The following is a 15,800-nucleotide window of genomic DNA, read 5'->3' as shown; positions in this document are numbered from 1 at the left end:
GGGTGGGTGGTGCTCACAGTCGCTCGCCCTTCTCGCCGAGCTCCGCCTCGGCGCTGTCGTCCGGGAGCATCCCGAACCACTCCGCGGCCGTGGCCACGTCCTTGTCGCCGCGCCCGGAGAGGGAGACGACGATGATCTTCTCGGCGGCGGTCTCCGCCCCGAGCTCCTCGACCCAGCGCCGGCCGACCTTCAGCGCCCCGGCCAGGGCGTGGGACGTCTCGATCGCGGGGATGATGCCCTCGGTGCGGCACAGCAGCCGGAACGCCTCCATCGCCTCGGTGTCGGTGATCGCCTCGTAGCGGGCCCGTCCGATGTCGTGCAGGTAGGAGTGCTCCGGGCCGACGGCCGGGTAGTCGAGGCCAGCGGAGATGGAGTGGGACTCCAGGGTCTGGCCGTCCTCGTCCTGCATCAGGTAGGTCCGGGCGCCGTGCAGCACCCCGGGCCGGCCCAGGGAGATGGTGGCGGCGTGCCGGCCGGTCTCCACGCCGTCCCCGCCGGCCTCGAGGCCGTAGAGCTCCACCGAGGGGTCGTCCAGGAAGCCGTGGAAGATGCCGATGGCGTTGGAGCCGCCGCCCACGCAGGCCGCCACCGCGTCCGGCAGGCGCCCGGCCTGGTCCAGGACCTGGGCGCGGGCCTCCTCCCCGATCTGCTCGTGGAAGTAGCGCACCATCGCGGGGAAGGGGTAGGGGCCGGCCGCGGTGCCGAGCAGGTAGTGGGTGTGCTCCACGGAGGCGACCCAGTCCCGCAGGGCCTCGTTGATGGCGTCCTTGAGCGTGCGGGAGCCGTTGGTCACGGGGACCACGGTGGCGCCCAGCAGCTCCATGCGGGCCACGTTGAGGGCCTGCCGGCGGGTGTCCTCCTCCCCCATGTAGACCACGCACTCCATGCCGAACAGCGCGGCCGCGGTCGCGGAGGCGACCCCGTGCTGGCCGGCACCGGTCTCGGCGATCAGCCGGGTCTTGCCCATCCGGCGGGCGAGCAGGGCCTGGCCGAGCACGTTGTTGATCTTGTGCGAGCCCGTGTGGTTGAGGTCCTCGCGCTTGAGGAAGACCCGGCACCCGGCCTCGGCGCCGAAGCGGTGGGCCTCGGTGAGCAGGGAGGGGCGCCCGGAGTAGTCGCGGGAGAGCCGCTGGAACTCCGCGGTGAACTCGGGGTCCGCCTTGGCCTTGTCGAAGGTGTCCGTCAGCTCGTCCAGGGCGGCGACCAGGGACTCGGGCATCCAGCGCCCGCCGAAGTCCCCGAAGTAGGGGCCCGGGGCCTCGCGCAGCGACGCGGCCCGCGCGGCGACGGACTCCGCCTCGCCGTCCGGGACGTGCCGGCGGGCCCGGGCCGCGGCACCGGAGGTGCGGAAGCCCGCGATGGTGGCCGCGGCGTCGGCGCTGCGCACGAGCGCCTCGCCGACCAGCACGGCCTTCGCCCCGTGGGAGGCGTACAGCTCGATCTGCTCCTCGCCCACCACGCCGGACTCGGCCACGAGCACCGCGTCCTGCGGCAGCAGGCCGGCCAGCCGGCCGAAGGTCTCCACGTCGGTGTCGAGGGTCTTGAGGTCGCGCACGTTGACGCCCACGATGCGGGCGCCCACCGCCACGGCGCGCTCGATCTCCTCGGGGGTGTGCGTCTCCACGAGGGCGTGCATGCCCAGCTCGTGGGTGAGGTCGAGGAAGCGGCGCAGCTGCTCGTCGGTGAGGGCGGCCACGATCAGCAGCACCAGGTCGGCGCCGTGCGCCCGCGCCTCCCAGATCTGGTACTCGTCGACCGTGAAGTCCTTGCGCAGCACCGGCACCCCCACGGCCGCGCGCACGGCGTCGAGGTCGGCCAGGGAGCCGTTGAAGCGGCGCTGCTCGGTGAGCACGGAGATCACGGAGGCCCCGCCGCGCTCGTAGCCGGCGGCGAGCAGGGCGGGGTCGGCGATCGGGGCCAGGGCGCCCTTGGACGGGCTGGCGCGCTTGACCTCGGCGATGATCTGCACGGCGTCCGGGCCGGGTCCGCGCAGCGCGGACTCGGCGTCCAACGCCGGCGGGCGCTGGGCGGCGGCGGCGCGGAGCTCGTCGAGCCCGACCCGCTCCCGGCGCTCGGCCAGGTCGGCGCGGACGCCCTCGATGATGGCGTCCAGGACCGTCCCGGTGCTCTGTTGCGACATGGATTCCTGTCCTCTCGGCGGCGGCGGCCGCCTCTCTGCGTGCTGCGGGGACCGGGCCGGGGACCCGGCCGTGCCGGGACGACCGGGCGCGGGCCCCGGGGGTCCGCCCGGCCGTGACCGGTGCTGCGCGGTGCCGGGCCGTGCCGGCGCGCGCTCAGCCGTGGTGGTTGCGGGCCTCGTGCTTGCGCTGCTCGGAGCCGGCCCCGTGGCCCATGGAGCGGAGCACGGCACCGGCGATCAGGCCGACGACGACGAGGCCGATGCCGACGATCAGCACGGGGGTGTTGCCCACGGTGAAGCCCGTGACGCCGACGATGACGCCCACGGACATGATGCCGATGGTCACCCAGGCGGCCAGCGTGTTGCCGTGCCCCACGAAGCCCGTGTGGTCGAGGACGATCTGGTTCTCGTTTGCCATGTTGCTGCACTCCCGATTTCCCTGCCGGGGCCGTCCGGCCCCGCTCGCCGGGCCCCGGCGGGGCGCGGCGGTTGCTGACAGTCTGTCTCGCTCCATTGTGCCACCCCGGGGCCGGGGACGCGCACCGGCCGCGGGGCCGGGCGCGGTGCCCGCCCCCGGCCGCGGACAGGAGCTCAGGCGGTGGGGTCGCGCCCCTCCGTGAGGGCGTCCCAGGAGTCGATCTCGTCCCCGCGGCCGGCGCTCGCGCCCGGGGCCGTTCCCGTGCCGGTGCGCTCGTAGCGCCGGGCCGGGGTCCAGGAGCGCCCCGCCACGAGGGACCACGCGCCGCACAGGGTGACCAGCACGGCCGCGACCGCGGCGAGCCACGGCCAGAGGGTCAGGGCGAACTCGCCGCCGGCGTTGACCATGCCCGTGGACTCCCCCACGGCGGTCTGCGCGGCGCCGGCCGGGTCGGCCAGCACGGCCACGGACGCGGCCAGGGCGCCCAGACCGGCCAGGACCACCACCGCGGACACCACGGAGCGCAGCACGCGCCCGGAGATGGCCGTGGTGAGGGCACCGGCGGCGGCGACCAGCCCCAGGGCGGTGACCGCCGGGGCGGCGTCGGAGCCGGCGACGTCCACGGTGACGGGTTCCAGCGTGGTCCGCACCGTCGCGGCGACCCAGGTGGCCGCCGAGCAGGCGAAGACCGCGAGCGCGGCGACCAGCGTGGCCAGCACCACCGTGGAGCGGCGGGAGAGCCGCGCCCGCCGGGACGCCGTGGCCTCAGGCACGTCCGGCACCGGCGCCCGGCACGGCCGTGCGCTCGAGGTCGAGCTCGTGCAGCCGCTCGGCGAGCAGGACCGCCCGCAGCGGGGCGGTGGCCTTGTTGAGGGACTCGAGGGCCTCGGTCTCGGGGTCGGAGTCCGCCACGATGCCGCCGCCGGCCTGGACGTAGGCCTTGCCGTCGACGAGCAGGGCGGTGCGGATGGCGATGGCCATGTCCATGTCGCCGGCGAAGTCCAGGTAGCCGACCACCCCGCCGTAGACGGCCCGGCGCAGCGGCTCGTACTCGTCGAGCAGGCGCAGGGCGCGCGGCTTGGGGGCGCCGGAGAGGGTCCCGGCGGGGAAGGTCGCGGCGAGGACGTCGTAGGCGGTGGCGTCCGGGCGCATCCGCCCGACGACGTTGGAGCACAGGTGCATGATGTGGCTGAAGCGCTCGACCTCCATGAACTCGGTGACCTCCACGGAGCCCGGGACGGCGATCTTGGAGATGTCGTTGCGGGCGAGGTCCACGAGCATGAGGTGCTCGGAGCGCTCCTTCTCGTCCTGGAGGAGGTCCCGCTCGAGGGCGAGGTCCTCGTCCACGGTGCGCCCGCGGGGGCGGGACCCGGCGATGGGGTGGGTGACGGCCTGGTCCCCGGTCACGGTCACGAGCGCCTCCGGCGAGGAGCCCACGATGGAGAAGGGGCGCCCGTCCGCGTCCTCGAAGCTGTACAGGTACATGTAGGGGCTGGGGTTGATGGCCCGCAGCATGCGGTAGACGTCGAGGGAGTCGGCCGTGCACTCCGTCTCGAAGCGGCGGGAGACCACGACCTGGAAGATGTCCCCGTCCACGATCGCCTTCTTGCCCTCCACGATGGAGTTCATGAACAGCGTGCGGTCCCAGCTCTGGGCGACCTTGGCCTCGAGGTCGCCGCGGATCTCGTCGGTGCCGGTGAGCGTCGAGGCGGTGACGTGGTCCAGGGGCCGGGCGAGCTTCTCGAGCATCGCGTGCACCCGGTCCACGGCGTCCGCCCAGGCCTCGTCGACGCGCTCGTCGGTGCCGTCGAAGTTCACGGCGTTGGCCACGAGCAGGACGGTGCCGTCGGTGTTGTCGTGGACGGCGATGTCGGAGACGAGGTTCATGGCCAGCTCGGGCAGGTGCAGGTCGTCCTCGGGCGGGTGCGGCAGCTTCTCCCAGCGGCGCACGGCCTCCCAGCCCACGAAGCCGACGAGACCGGAGGTCAGCGGGGGGACGTCCTCGAAGCGCTCTGTGTGCAGCAGCGCCATGGTGTCCCGCAGCGCCTCGACCGGGCTGCCCCCGGTGGGGGCGCCGGCGGGTGCCCGGCCGATCCAGTGGGCCTGCCCGTCCTTGGCGGTCAGGGTGGCCCGGGAGTTGGCGCCGACGAACGAGTAGCGGGACCAGACCCCGCCCTCGGCCGCGGACTCCATGAGGAACGTGCCGGGACGGGCGGCGCCGTCCTCGAGCGCGAGGGCGCGGTAGAGACCGATCGGGGTCATGGCGTCCGCGAGGATCTTGACGCGCACGGGGATCACGCGCCGCTGCGCGGCGAGGGCGCGGAACTCGTCGAGGGTGGGGCTGATGGTGCCCAGGTCCTGCATGGGTGTCGACCTGACTTCCTGGTGGCGGACGGGGAGAGCGGGGGGGGGTGGCTCAGACGGCGGCGGCGGCGCCGAGGTCGCGGCCGTCGAAGCAGCTGCGGGTGCCGGTGTGGCAGGCGGCGCCGGTCTGGTCGACCTGCACGAGCAGGGCGTCGCCGTCGCAGTCCAGGCTCACGCGGTGCACGCGCTGGACGTGCCCGGAGGTGTCGCCCTTGCGCCAGTACTCCTGGCGGGACCGGGACCAGAACGTCACGCGGCCCTCCGTGAGGGTGCGGCGCAGGGCCTCGTCGTCCATCCAGCCCAGCATGAGCACCTCCTTGGTGTCGTGCTGCTGGACCACGGCGGCCACGAGACCGGCCGGGTCCCTCTTGAGGCGCGCCGCCACGGCGGGGTCGAGGACGTCGGTTCCGGGTGCGGGGCTCTGCTCGTTCATCGCCCCCATCCTATCGACCCGTGCCGGGGGGCGGCTCCCCGGCACCGGCGCGGGGTGGGGCCGGCCCGCCGGGACCGGTCGGGGCGTGCGCGGAGCCGGGCACCCCTGCGGGTGCCCGGCTCGGTCGGCGCGGCGGTCGGCGGTGACCGGGCCGCGCCCCACTGCGGTCGGCGGCGGTCAGCGGCGGTTGAGCAGCCCCCGCAGCCGGCCCCCGAGGCTGCGCCCGGTGTTCCGGCCGGCGCCGGCCTGCCCCGCGGCGTTGACGCCGCGGGTGGCCCGGCGGCCTCCGGTGCCCCGGCCGGCGGTGCCCCCGGCGCCCCGTCCGGTGAAGCTCCTGATGATGCTGTTCAGTCCCACGGTGGACTCCTTCGCGGTCGGCCTGTCGAGCGACTGTCGTCAGCTCACTGCCGACTGTACGCCCGGCACCGGCCCACGGCTACGGTCTCCCCCACCCCTCCGCACGGTGGCGGACGACGGCGTCGGACGACGGTCGCCGACGACGGCGGCGGCCGCCCCGGCGCGGGAGGAGCCGGGCCGCGGCCCCCGGGTCAGCGGACCTCGTGGCCCGCGGCGCGCAGGGCGTCCTTGACCTCGGCGATGGCGTGCACCGGCCCGAAGTGGAAGACGGAGGCCGCCAGCACGGCGTCGGCCCCGGCCTCCACGGCGGGCGGGAAGTGCTCGGGCGCCCCGGCCCCGCCCGAGGCGATGAGCGGCACGTGCACCCGGGCGCGCACGGCCCGGATCATCTCCAGGTCGAAGCCCTCCCGGGTGCCGTCCGCGTCCATGGAGTTGAGCAGGATCTCCCCCACCCCGCGGTCCTCGGCCTCCCGCGCCCACTCCAGGGCGTCGAGGCCCGTGAGGGTGCGTCCGCCGTGGGTGGTGACCTCGAAGCCGGAGGGGGTGTTGCCCGTGCGGCGGGCGTCGAGGGAGAGGACCAGCACCTGGCTGCCGAAGTGCCCGGTGATCTCGTCGATCACCCCGGGCCGGGCGACCGCCGCGGTGTTGATCGAGGCCTTGTCCGCCCCGCAGCGCAGCAGCCGGTCGACGTCGGCGACCGCGCGCACGCCGCCGCCCACCGTGAGCGGGATGAAGACCTCCTCGGCGGTGCGGGAGACCACGTCGAAGGTCGTGGCGCGGGCGGCCGAGGAGGCGGTGACGTCGAGGAACGTCAGCTCGTCGGCGCCGGCCTGGTTGTAGCGCTTGGCCAGCTCCACCGGGTCCCCGGCGTCGCGCAGGTTCTCGAAGTTCACGCCCTTGACGACGCGCCCGGCGTCGACGTCCAGGCACGGGATGACACGTACGGCAACGCCCACGGGCGGGACCTCCTCGGCTGCGGTGGGAGAGGGTGGGAAGGGGTGGGGAGCGCGCTCAGATGCGGGCGGCCTGGATCGGGGAGACCAGGATGGCGCGCGCGCCGACGTCGTAGAGGGCGTCCATCACCTTGTTGGTCTCCGTCTTCGGGACCATGGCGCGCACGGCCCACGCGTTGCCGCGCCCGAGCCGGGAGATGGTGGGGCCCTCCATGCCGGGGGTGATCCGGGTGGCGGCCTCGACGAGGTCCTCGGCGACGTCGTAGTCCATCATCACGTACTGCCGGGCCACGAGCACGCCCTGCAGGCGGCGGCGCAGCACGGAGAGCCCCTCGGGCTCCTCCGCCCGGCGGCTGCGGATCAGGAGGGCCTCGGAGGTCATGATGGGCTCGCCGAACACCTGCAGGCCCGCGGCGCGCAGCGTGTTGCCGGTCTCCACCACGTCGGCGATCGCGTCGGCCACGCCCAGCCGGATGGAGGACTCCACCGCCCCGTCCAGGCGCACCACCGAGGCGTCCACGCCGCGCGCGGCCAGGTAGTCCCGCAGCAGCCCGTCGTAGCTGGTGGCGATGCGCCGGCCGGCCAGCTCGGCGATCGAGGAGTAGCGGCCGGCGGGGCCGGCGAAGCGGAAGGTGGAGCGGGCGAAGTCCAGGGCCAGGTCCTCGTCGGCGTGCGCGCCGGAGTCCAGCAGCAGGTCGCGGCCGGTGATCCCGACGTCGAGGGTGCCCCCGCCCACGTACACCGCGATGTCGCGGGGGCGCAGGTAGAAGAACTCGATGTTGGCCTCGGGGTCCACGAGCACCAGCTCGCGGGAGTCCCGGCGCTGCCGGTACCCGGCCTCCTTGAGCATGGTGACGGCGGCTTCGGACAGGGCGCCCTTGTTGGGCACTGCGACACGCAGCATGGGGGATCCTTCTCGGCTTCGGTGGGGCGGGGGCGGGGCGCTCAGAGGTGGCGGTAGACGTCCTCGAGCGTCAGGCCCTTGGCGACCATCATGACCTGCAGGTGGTAGAGCAGCTGGGAGATCTCCTCCGCGGCCTGCTCGGAGGTCTCGTACTCGCACGCCATCCAGACCTCGGCGGCCTCCTCGACGACCTTCTTGCCGATCCCGTGCACCCCGGTGTCCAGCTCCCGGACCGTGCCGGAGCCTTCCGGTCGGGTCACGGCTTTGTCGCTGATCTCGGCGAAGAGGGTCTCGAAGGTTTTCACGACTACCAGCGTAATGGGTCCGCGGGCTCCCCCGGACCGGCCGGCGCACGGCCGGCCCGAGGGGGCACGGGGGCTCAGACGCCCAGGGAGCGCAGCAGCAGGGCGGTCTGCACGGCGGCGGCCGTCGCCTCGTAGCCCTTGTCCTCCTGGGAGCCCTCCAGGCCGGCGCGGTCGAGGCCCTGCTGCTCGGTGTCGCAGGTCAGCACGCCGAAGCCGACGGGCACCCCGGTGCGCACGGAGACGTCCGTGAGGCCCTGGGTGGCGGCGGAGCAGACGTAGTCGAAGTGCGGGGTGCCCCCGCGCACGACCACGCCCAGGGCCACCACGGCGTCCAGTCCGGGCGCGAGACGGGCGGCGGCGACCGGCAGCTCGAAGCTGCCCGGCACGCGCACGACCGCCGCGTCGCTCACGCCGGCGTCGGCGAGCGCGCGGCGGGCGCCGTCGAGCAGCCCGTCCATGATCACCGTGTGCCAGCTCGAGGCGACGACGGCGACGCGCAGCCCGCTCGCGTCGGCGGTCGTCAGGTCGATGTCGGGGGCTCCGTGTCCGCTCATGGGGTGAGGTCTCCTGTGCTGTTCGTGCGGTCGCCGGCGGGCGCCGGGCCGTCGGGGTGTGCGGTGGTGTCGTCGACGTGGCGCAGGCGGTGGCGCATGCGGTCCCGCTTGGTCGCGAGGTAGTCGTGGTTCTCGGGCCGGGCCGGGACCTCGTTGGGCACCATCGCGACGACGTCGATGCCCAGCTCGGTCAGCCGCTCGGCCTTGGCGGGGTTGTTGCTGAGCAGCCGGATCCGGGTCAGGCCCAGCCGGTGCAGGATGGCCGCGGCGGCGGTGTAGTCGCGCGCGTCGGCGGGCAGGCCGAGCAGCTCGTTGGCCTCCACGGTGTCCGCCCCGCCGTCCTGGAGCTTGTAGGCCCGCAGCTTGTTCACCAGGCCGATCCCGCGGCCCTCGTGGTTGCGCAGGTACAGCAGGGTGCCGCCGTCGTCGGCGATCCGGCGCAGGGCCAGGTGCAGCTGCGGGCCGCAGTCGCACCGGTAGGAGCCGAAGACGTCCCCGGTGAGGCACTCGGAGTGCAGCCGCACGAGCGGGGGCTGGCCCACGGGCACCCGCTCGGAGGACGGGGCGGTGAGGCTCAGGTGCTCGGCGGCCGGCTCCCCGGGCCGTCCGGGCACCTGCCAGCCCACGACCTCGAACCGCCCCTCGGGGGTGGGCACGACCACGGGCGCGGAGCTCACCAGCAGGGACTCCGGCGTCATCGGCGGTCCCCGCGCAGCTGCTCCGCCAGGTCCTCGATGCTCACCAGCGGGATGCCGTGCCGGTCGGCGAAGGCCCGCAGGGCCGGCAGCCGCATCATCTCCCCCTCGTCGTGGACGAGCTCCGCGATGACCCCCACCGGCTCCAGGCCGGCGAGGACGCACAGCTCGACGGCGGCCTCGGTGTGCCCGCGGCGGACCGCGACGCCGCCGCCGGCGGCGCGCAGGGGCAGGACGTGGCCGGGCCGGGTCAGGTCCTCCGCGCCGGCGGACGGGTCGGCGAGGACCCGGGCGGTGAGCGCCCGGTCCGCCGCGCTGATGCCGGTGCTCACGCCGTGGCAGGCGTCGCAGGTGACCGTGTAGGCGGTGCCCTTGGAGTCCTCGTTGACGGCGACCATCGGCGGGAGGTTCAGCGCGTCCGCCCGCTCACCGGTCATCGGCACGCACACGACGCCGGAGGTGTGCCGGACGGTGAAGCCCATCAGCTCGGCGGTGGCGTGCTGGGCCGCGAAGACAATGTCGCCCTCGTTCTCCCGGTCGGCGTCGTCCACGACGACCACCGGCCGGCCCTGCGCCATCGCCTCGACCGCCGAGCGCACGGGGTCCAGGCGGATCTGCTGGTCGTCCCCGCCCGTGCCGGGGCCCGTGTCCGTCCGGGTGCTGCTGGTGCGCATCATGCTCCTTCTCCTGCGGTGGGCCCGGCCTCCGGCGCCGGGGTGCTGTCGGTCCGGGCGAAGGCCAGCAGCCGCTGGGCGTACTTCGCGAGGACGTCGACCTCGAGGTTGACGGACGCGCCGACGGGGCGCCGTCCCAGGGTGGTCTCGGCCAGGGTGGCCGGGATGAGCCCGATCTCGAACCAGGGCTCGGCGGCGCCGGGGACGCTGACCGCCGTGACGGTCAGGGACACCCCGTCCACGGCCACCGAGCCCTTCTCCGCGACGAAGGGGGCGAGCTCCCCGGGCACCGCGATCCGCACCCGCTCCCACTCCCCCAGGTCCTCCCGGGCGACGACGGTGCCGGTGCCGTCGACGTGGCCCTGGACCACGTGGCCGTCCAGGCGCCCGCCGGCGGGCACGCACCGCTCCAGGTTCACGGTGTCGCCGGGAGCCAGCGCCCCGAGGGTGGTGCGCGCCAGCGTCTCGCCGATGACATCGGCGAGGAACTGCCCGGCACCGATGTCCTCGGTGCGCGTGGCCGTCAGGCACACGCCGTTCACGGCCAGGGAGCCGCCGTGCGGCAGGTCGGCGACCAGCGGGCCCGCGTCCACCAGGAGGCGGGCGCTCCTGCCGTCCGGGCGGGACTCGACGGAACGCACGGTGCCCTGCCCGGCGACGATTCCTGTGAACATGCGGCGTGTCCTCTTTCTCTGTCGGTGCGGTCCGGCGGTGCGGTCCGGCGCTGGAGTCTGTCGGTGCGGTCGGTCGGTGCGGTCGGTCGGTGCGCTCAGCCGGCGGGGGCGGGCCGCAGGTGGATCCACAGGTCCGGGCCCAGCTGCTGCACCGGTCCCCCGCCCACGGGGTCCAGCCGCCAGCGGGACGCGTCGGCGAGGGTGCCGATGCCCTGCTCGGCGAACGCCGCGCGGCCGGCGCCCAGCAGCAGCGGCGCCTGGTAGAGGCTGATCTCGTCGACGAGGCCGGCGCGCAGGAAGCCCGCGGCGACCGTGGCCCCGCCCTCGATCAGGACGTGCCGGGCCCCGGCGTCGTAGAGCTCGGCCAGGGCGGCGTGGGGGTCGTGGGTGACCAGGTGGCGGAACCGGCCGTCGTTGCCGCGCATAGCCGCGGCGGCCGGGACGGCGCGCAGCCCCATGGCCGCGCGCAGCGGCTGCCGCGGGACGGCGGCGCCGTCCCCGGCCCGGGCGGTGAGCCGCGGGTCGTCGGCCAGGACCGTCCCGGTGCCCACGAGCACGGCGTCGGCGCGGGCCCGGAGGTCGTGGCCGTGCTCGCGCGCCGGGGCGGAGGTGATCCACTGGCTGGTGCCGTCCGCCGCGGCGATCCGGGCGTCGAGGGTCTGGGCGACCTTGAGGGTGATGAAGGGCCGCTGGGCGCGCATCGTCTCGCCCCAGCGGTCGTTGAGCCGTTCGGCCTCCTCGGCGAGCACGCCGGAGCGCACCTCCACCCCGGCCGCGCGCAGGGTGGCGGCGCCGCCGGCGGCGGCGGCGGTCCGGTCGGGGGCCCCGAAGACCACGCGGGGCACCCCCGCCTCCACGATGGCCTCGGCGCACGGGCCGGTGCGGCCCCAGTGGTTGCAGGGCTCGAGGGTGACGTACATGGTGGCGTCGCGCAGGTCCGTGCCCGCGGAGGCGGCGCGCTGCAGGACGTCGACCTCGGCGTGGGCGGTGCCCGCCCCGCGGTGGTGGCCGACGTGCAGGATCCGGCCCGCGGCGTCGGCGAGTACGGCGCCCACCAGGGGGTTGGCCCCGCGCGGGCCGCGCGCGGCCGCGTGCAGGGCGGTCCGCATGATCGACCGTTCGGCGTCTCCGCCGGGCCGGTGCTGCGGGTCCATTCGCGTCGTCCTTTCCCGGGTCGGTTCCGGGGACAGGACGACGGCGCCGACGGCCGGGCCCGTGGGGCCGCGACCGGCGCCGCGGCGGCCCGGCAGGGCGCGCCGCGAGGGCCGTCGAACGTGTTGCCTTCCATCCAGACTGTGACTGTCGGTACCGGAGTTCCACCGGTTCGGCCGTGCCCGCCCCGCCGGGGCGCCGCACGGTTCGCGGACTGTGACCGCCGGTTCGGACTTGCACCGACCCCGGAACACGTTGTGCTTGAGCCCGATTATGGCACAGGCCCGCGGGTCCGGCGGCACCGGCGGCGGGCTCCGGTCAGGACCGGGAGTCGTGGGCGGCCCGCCGCAGCGCCGTGATGGCCGCCCCGGGGTCCCCCGCCCCGTAGACGGCGGACCCGGCCACGAAGGTGTCGGCCCCCGCCTCGGCCGCGCGCACGATCGTCTCCTCCGTGATCCCGCCGTCCACCTGCAGGGCCACCCGTCCGCCGCCGGCGCGGATCGCCTCGGCCGCCCGGCGGATCTTCGGCAGCGTGACGTCCAGGAAGGCCTGCCCGCCGAAGCCGGGCTCCACCGTCATGACCAGGAGCATGTCCAGCTCCGGGAGCAGGTCGAGGTAGGGCTCCACGGGGGTCGCCGGGCGCAGGGCCATGCCGGCCCGCGCCCCGTGGGCGCGCAGCTCGCGCGCCAGCTTCAGCGGGGCGCGCGCGGCCTCCGCGTGGAAGGTGACCGACGCGCAGCCGAGCTCGGCGTAGCCGGTGGCCCAGCGGTCGGCGTCCTCGATCATCAGGTGCACGTCCAGCGGGACCGGGCTGACTGCCAGCAGCCGCTCCACCACGGGCAGCCCGAGGGTGAGGTTGGGGACAAAGTGGTTGTCCATGACGTCCACGTGCACGGCGTCGGCGTCGGCGATCCGGGCCAGCTCGGCCTCGAGGTTGACGAAGTCGGCGGAGAGGATCGAGGGGTGGATGCAGGGCTGGGGCACGGAGGACTCCTGGGTGGTCGGGGGCGGGGGCTCAGCGCTTGCGCAGCAGGGCCAGGAACATGGCGTCGGTGCCGTGCACGTGCGGCCACAGCTGGACGGTCGCGGGTCCGGCGCCGCCCTCCCAGGGACGGGACGGGTCCCGGTCCCCCTCGAGGGCCCCGGGCAGGGCGGCCTCGCGGGCCGGGCCGAGGGCGTCGAGGAGCTCCACGTCCTCCCGGCGGCCCAGCACGTCCTGGACCACGGCGAGGGTCTCGGCCGCGTGCGGGGAGCACGTGGCGTAGGCGACCGTGCCGCCGGGGCGGGCGACGTCGAGGGCGGCGTCCAGCAGCTCCCGCTGCAGCGGCCCCAGCTCGGCCAGATCCCGCGGGGTGCGGCGCCAGCGCGACTCCGGACGCCGGCGCAGCGCCCCGAGCCCGGTGCACGGGGCGTCGACGAGCACCCGGTCGTAGCCGGCCTCCTCCGCGGGGCGGCCCCCGAGCAGCTCGCCGGTGGCGCGGCCGTCGCCGGTGCGCACCGACCACGCGTGCCCGGGCACCGGCCGCAGGGCCTGGCGGACCAGCTCGGCCCGGTGCGGGGCCACCTCGTTGGCCGTCAGGTGCGCCCCGCGCCGGGCGGCCAGGGCGGCCAGCAGCGCGGCCTTGCCGCCGGGGCCCGCGCACAGGTCCAGCCAGCGCTCGCCCGGGGCGTCCCCGCCCTCGGCCGTCCCGCCGCCGGCCGCCGCCAGGGCGCGGGCCACCAGCTGGGAGCCGGCGTCCTGGACCCGGACCCCGCCGCCGCGCACGGAGGCGAGCCGGTGCAGGTCGCCGCCGCTGCTGAGGGCGGAGCCGGGCACGAGGGCGCCCTCCTCCGCGCCGGCGGCGAAGGCCTCGGTCAGCTCGCCGAGGCCGGGCAGGGCCACGAGGTTGACCACGGGGGCCTCGTTGTCCGCCGCGAGCAGGGCCTCGAGCTCGGTGCCGGGCCGGCCGTGGGCCACCAGGGCCTGGCGCAGGGCGCGGACCTGCCACGCCGGGTGGGCGTGGGCCAGGCCGAGCCGCGCGGTCTCGTCGGCCGCGTCCTCGCCCAGCGCGGCGATCCACGCGGCGAGGTCGCGGGCGGCGACCTTGCGCAGCACCGCGTTGACGAGGGACCCGGGCCCGGCGCCCACCACGGCCCGCACCAGGCCGACCGTCTGGTCAAGGGCGGCGTGGTCGGGCACCCGCATCGCCAGCAGCTGGTGCACGCCCAGGCGCAGGGCGTCGAGCACCGCGCCGTCGAGATCGGCCAGCGGCCGGTCCACGCACCGGCTCAGCACCGCGTCCCAGGTCCCCTGCCAGCGCAGCGCCCCGTAGGCCAGCTCGGTGGCGAAGCCGGCGTCGCGCCGGTCCAGCCGGTGGGCCCGCACGGCCTTCGGGAGCACCAGGTTGCCGTAGGCGCCCTCCTCGGAGACCGCGCGCAGCGTCTCGAAGGCGGCCAGCCGGGCCGGGTCGGCCCGCCGCGTCCGGGCCGAGGGCGCGGCGGAGGAGAAGGTCCGATCGGCCCGGGCCCGCCGGTTGCGCTCGTGGCCCCGGGCGTTGCGCCGCTCGCCCCCGGGGCGCCGGTCCCGGCCGCCCCGGCGGTCGTCCTGGCGGTCGTCGCGCCCCCGGTTCTCGCGCTCGCTCACTCGAACACCACCCTGTCTCCCGTGTTGTGGCCCCGCGCCCAGGCGGCGGCGTCCATGGTCTTCTTCCCGGCGGGCTGCACCGCGCCCAGCTGCACCGCGCCCGAGCCGGTGCCCACGAGCACGGCCCCGCCCCGCAGCGCGCACTCCCCCGGCGCGAGGTCCCGGACGTCGGGGCGGGCGGTGACGCCCTCGAGCTTGATCCTGCGGCCGTCGAGCTGGGTCCAGGCCCCGGGCTCCGGCGTGGTCCCGCGCACCCGGCGCACCACGGCCAGGGCGGGGTCCGCCCAGCGCACCCGCCCGTCCTGCGCGGTGAGCTTGGGGGCCAGCGTGACGTCGCCCCGCTGGGCGGCGGGCCGGGCCGTGCCGTCGACCACCGCGCGCAGCGAGTCGGCCAGCAGGGGCGCCGCCGTGCGGGAGAGCCGCTCCAGGACCGTGCCGGCGGTGTCCTCGGGGCGCACCTCGTCGGTCATCGTCCCGACGACGGGGCCGGTGTCCAGCCCGGCCTCCAGCAGGAAGGTGCTGGCGCCCACCAGCGTGTCCCCGGCCATCAGCGCCCGCTGCACGGGGGCGGCGCCCCGCCACTGCGGGAGCAGGGAGAAGTGCAGGTTGATCCAGCCGTGCGGCACGGCGTCCAGGGCCGCCTGGGGCACCAGCGCGCCGTAGGCGACGACCGCGGCCACGTCCGCGCCCAGCTCCCGGATCCGCTCGGTCAGCTCCGCGTCGATCCGGTTGGCCTTGAGCACGGGCAGGCCCCGCTCGTGCGCCTCCTGCGCCACGGGCGAGGGCGTGAGCACCTTCTTGCGGCCCACGGGGGCGTCGGTGCGGGTCAGGACGGCGAGGATCTCGACGTCGGGCCGGTCGGCCAGGTGGGCCAGGGGCGGCACGGCGACGGACGGCGTGCCGGCGTAGAGGATCTTCACTGCTCTCCAGAGGGGTGGGGACGGGGGGCTCAGCCGCGGGAGGAGCCGAAAGCGGTGCCGGAACCGAAGGCGGTGCCGGTGCCGAAGGAGGAGCCCACGGTCGCGGCCCGCTGCCCGGCCACGCCGTGGACGACCCCGTCGTAGTCGGCGGCGCGGATCGCCCGCAGCGCCTCCTTCCGGGCGGCGCCCACGAGGCGGTCGACGTACAGCCGCCCGTCCAGGTGGTCGGTCTCGTGCTGCAGGCAGCGCGCGAGCAGCCCGGTGCCCTCGACGGCGACGGGCCGGCCGTCCTGGTCGGTGCCGGTGACCCGGGCCCAGTCGCGGCGCGGGGTGTCGAAGCCGAGGCCGGGCACGGAGAGGCAGCCCTCGCCGCCCTCCTGGGGTTCGTCGCCCACCTCCAGGACGGGGTTGACCACGTGTCCCGCGCTGCCCTCGACCGCCCAGGTGAACAGGCGCAGCCCGATCCCGACCTGGGGGGCGGCGAGGCCGACGCCGCCGACGTCGAGCATCGTCTCGGTCATGTCGGCGACGAGCCGGCGCAGGGCGTCGTCGTACTGCGTGACCTCCGACGCGCGGGTGCGCAGGACGGGGTCGCCGATGGTGCGGATGGGCAGGATGGGCATGGGGCAACCTC

18 protein-coding genes and 1 riboswitch are annotated in these 15,800 nt (G+C 75.9%); all 18 genes read right to left on the bottom strand.

Going from position 1 to position 15,800, the window contains the following annotated elements; all coding sequences use genetic code 11:
- Nucleotides 1-13: 13 nt before the first annotated feature.
- The 18 genes from trpB to def all read right to left on the bottom strand — a co-directional run bounded on the left by trpB (nt 14) and on the right by def (nt 15,789).
- Nucleotides 14-2,140, bottom strand: coding sequence for a tryptophan synthase subunit beta (gene trpB, locus ACWCOM_RS08165; protein ID WP_454548240.1), 2,127 nt, complete (start codon nt 2,138-2,140; stop codon nt 14-16).
- 154 nt (nt 2,141-2,294) lie between these two features.
- Nucleotides 2,295-2,558 carry an HGxxPAAW family protein gene (locus tag ACWCOM_RS08160; protein ID WP_454548239.1) on the bottom strand — a complete coding sequence of 88 codons (264 nt, stop codon included), beginning with the start codon at nt 2,556-2,558 and terminating at the stop codon, nt 2,295-2,297.
- A gap of 173 nt (nt 2,559-2,731) precedes the next feature.
- On the bottom strand, nt 2,732-3,331 hold the full coding sequence (locus tag ACWCOM_RS08155; RefSeq protein WP_454548238.1) for a Trp biosynthesis-associated membrane protein: 600 nt from the start codon (nt 3,329-3,331) through the stop codon (nt 2,732-2,734).
- Nucleotides 3,324-4,922: an anthranilate synthase component I gene (locus tag ACWCOM_RS08150; RefSeq protein ID WP_454548237.1), complete on the bottom strand. Its 1,599-nt coding sequence runs from the start codon at nt 4,920-4,922 to the stop codon at nt 3,324-3,326. The genes ACWCOM_RS08155 and ACWCOM_RS08150 overlap by 8 nt, the downstream gene beginning before the upstream one ends.
- A gap of 52 nt (nt 4,923-4,974) precedes the next feature.
- Nucleotides 4,975-5,355 carry a phosphoribosyl-AMP cyclohydrolase gene (gene hisI / locus ACWCOM_RS08145; protein WP_454548236.1) on the bottom strand — a complete coding sequence of 127 codons (381 nt, stop codon included), beginning with the start codon at nt 5,353-5,355 and terminating at the stop codon, nt 4,975-4,977.
- A gap of 177 nt (nt 5,356-5,532) precedes the next feature.
- Nucleotides 5,533-5,712, bottom strand: a complete 180-nt coding sequence (locus tag ACWCOM_RS08140; protein WP_454548235.1) for a hypothetical protein — start codon at nt 5,710-5,712, stop codon at nt 5,533-5,535.
- A 191-nt stretch (nt 5,713-5,903) separates the two neighbouring features.
- Entirely contained in the window at nt 5,904-6,668 is a 765-nt protein-coding gene (gene hisF, locus ACWCOM_RS08135) for an imidazole glycerol phosphate synthase subunit HisF (protein WP_454548234.1), read from the bottom strand.
- A 55-nt stretch (nt 6,669-6,723) separates the two neighbouring features.
- On the bottom strand, nt 6,724-7,569 hold the full coding sequence (gene hisG, locus ACWCOM_RS08130; RefSeq protein ID WP_454548233.1) for an ATP phosphoribosyltransferase: 846 nt from the start codon (nt 7,567-7,569) through the stop codon (nt 6,724-6,726).
- A gap of 41 nt (nt 7,570-7,610) precedes the next feature.
- The gene (locus tag ACWCOM_RS08125) at nt 7,611-7,874 is read right to left on the bottom strand and encodes a phosphoribosyl-ATP diphosphatase (protein ID WP_047801456.1); all 264 of its coding nucleotides are present in this window, start codon (nt 7,872-7,874) and stop codon (nt 7,611-7,613) included.
- A 74-nt stretch (nt 7,875-7,948) separates the two neighbouring features.
- On the bottom strand, nt 7,949-8,428 hold the full coding sequence (gene ribH / locus ACWCOM_RS08120) for a 6,7-dimethyl-8-ribityllumazine synthase (RefSeq protein WP_454548232.1): 480 nt from the start codon (nt 8,426-8,428) through the stop codon (nt 7,949-7,951).
- The gene (locus ACWCOM_RS08115) at nt 8,425-9,126 is read right to left on the bottom strand and encodes a GTP cyclohydrolase II (RefSeq protein WP_454548231.1); all 702 of its coding nucleotides are present in this window, start codon (nt 9,124-9,126) and stop codon (nt 8,425-8,427) included. The genes ribH and ACWCOM_RS08115 overlap by 4 nt, the downstream gene beginning before the upstream one ends.
- Nucleotides 9,123-9,797 (bottom strand): 3,4-dihydroxy-2-butanone-4-phosphate synthase, encoded by a 675-nt coding sequence (ribB, locus tag ACWCOM_RS08110; protein ID WP_454548295.1) that lies wholly within the window; start codon nt 9,795-9,797, stop codon nt 9,123-9,125. Before ribB ends, ACWCOM_RS08115 begins: the two co-directional genes overlap by 4 nt.
- Nucleotides 9,797-10,471, bottom strand: coding sequence for a riboflavin synthase (locus ACWCOM_RS08105; RefSeq protein WP_454548230.1), 675 nt, complete (start codon nt 10,469-10,471; stop codon nt 9,797-9,799). Before ACWCOM_RS08105 ends, ribB begins: the two co-directional genes overlap by 1 nt.
- A 95-nt stretch (nt 10,472-10,566) precedes the next feature.
- Nucleotides 10,567-11,625 (bottom strand): bifunctional diaminohydroxyphosphoribosylaminopyrimidine deaminase/5-amino-6-(5-phosphoribosylamino)uracil reductase RibD, encoded by a 1,059-nt coding sequence (ribD, locus tag ACWCOM_RS08100; RefSeq protein WP_454548229.1) that lies wholly within the window; start codon nt 11,623-11,625, stop codon nt 10,567-10,569.
- A gap of 116 nt (nt 11,626-11,741) precedes the next feature.
- A riboswitch (FMN riboswitch) is annotated at nt 11,742-11,881 on the bottom strand.
- A 60-nt stretch (nt 11,882-11,941) separates the two neighbouring features.
- Nucleotides 11,942-12,607 carry a ribulose-phosphate 3-epimerase gene (rpe, locus tag ACWCOM_RS08095; RefSeq protein ID WP_454548228.1) on the bottom strand — a complete coding sequence of 222 codons (666 nt, stop codon included), beginning with the start codon at nt 12,605-12,607 and terminating at the stop codon, nt 11,942-11,944.
- 31 nt (nt 12,608-12,638) lie between these two features.
- Nucleotides 12,639-14,246: an RsmB/NOP family class I SAM-dependent RNA methyltransferase gene (locus ACWCOM_RS08090; RefSeq protein ID WP_454548227.1), complete on the bottom strand. Its 1,608-nt coding sequence runs from the start codon at nt 14,244-14,246 to the stop codon at nt 12,639-12,641.
- The gene (fmt, locus tag ACWCOM_RS08085; protein ID WP_454548226.1) at nt 14,243-15,166 is read right to left on the bottom strand and encodes a methionyl-tRNA formyltransferase; all 924 of its coding nucleotides are present in this window, start codon (nt 15,164-15,166) and stop codon (nt 14,243-14,245) included. The genes ACWCOM_RS08090 and fmt overlap by 4 nt, the downstream gene beginning before the upstream one ends.
- Before the next feature lie 29 nt (nt 15,167-15,195).
- A complete protein-coding gene (gene def / locus ACWCOM_RS08080; protein ID WP_454548225.1) occupies nt 15,196-15,789 on the bottom strand; it encodes a peptide deformylase in 594 nt (197 codons plus the stop codon).
- Between the last annotated feature and the right edge of the window lie 11 nt (nt 15,790-15,800).

The sequence above is a fragment of the Kocuria sp. KH4 genome (genome assembly GCF_053711175.1).
This window is presented reverse-complemented; position numbering and strand designations above follow the sequence as displayed.

Bases quoted from the DNA above. Each gene is read 5' to 3' on its own strand.
- trpB (WP_454548240.1), bottom strand. From the start codon at position 2,140: ATGTCGCAACAGAGCACCGGGACGGTCCTGGACGCCATCATCGAGGGC.
- ACWCOM_RS08160 (WP_454548239.1), bottom strand. From the start codon at position 2,558: ATGGCAAACGAGAACCAGATCGTCCTCGACCACACGGGCTTCGTGGGG.
- ACWCOM_RS08150 (WP_454548237.1), bottom strand. From the start codon at position 4,922: ATGCAGGACCTGGGCACCATCAGCCCCACCCTCGACGAGTTCCGCGCC.
- hisI (WP_454548236.1), bottom strand. From the start codon at position 5,355: ATGAACGAGCAGAGCCCCGCACCCGGAACCGACGTCCTCGACCCCGCC.
- hisG (WP_454548233.1), bottom strand. From the start codon at position 7,569: ATGCTGCGTGTCGCAGTGCCCAACAAGGGCGCCCTGTCCGAAGCCGCC.
- ribH (WP_454548232.1), bottom strand. From the start codon at position 8,428: ATGAGCGGACACGGAGCCCCCGACATCGACCTGACGACCGCCGACGCG.
- ACWCOM_RS08115 (WP_454548231.1), bottom strand. From the start codon at position 9,126: ATGACGCCGGAGTCCCTGCTGGTGAGCTCCGCGCCCGTGGTCGTGCCC.
- ribB (WP_454548295.1), bottom strand. From the start codon at position 9,797: ATGCGCACCAGCAGCACCCGGACGGACACGGGCCCCGGCACGGGCGGG.
- ACWCOM_RS08105 (WP_454548230.1), bottom strand. From the start codon at position 10,471: ATGTTCACAGGAATCGTCGCCGGGCAGGGCACCGTGCGTTCCGTCGAG.
- ribD (WP_454548229.1), bottom strand. From the start codon at position 11,625: ATGGACCCGCAGCACCGGCCCGGCGGAGACGCCGAACGGTCGATCATG.
- def (WP_454548225.1), bottom strand. From the start codon at position 15,789: ATGCCCATCCTGCCCATCCGCACCATCGGCGACCCCGTCCTGCGCACC.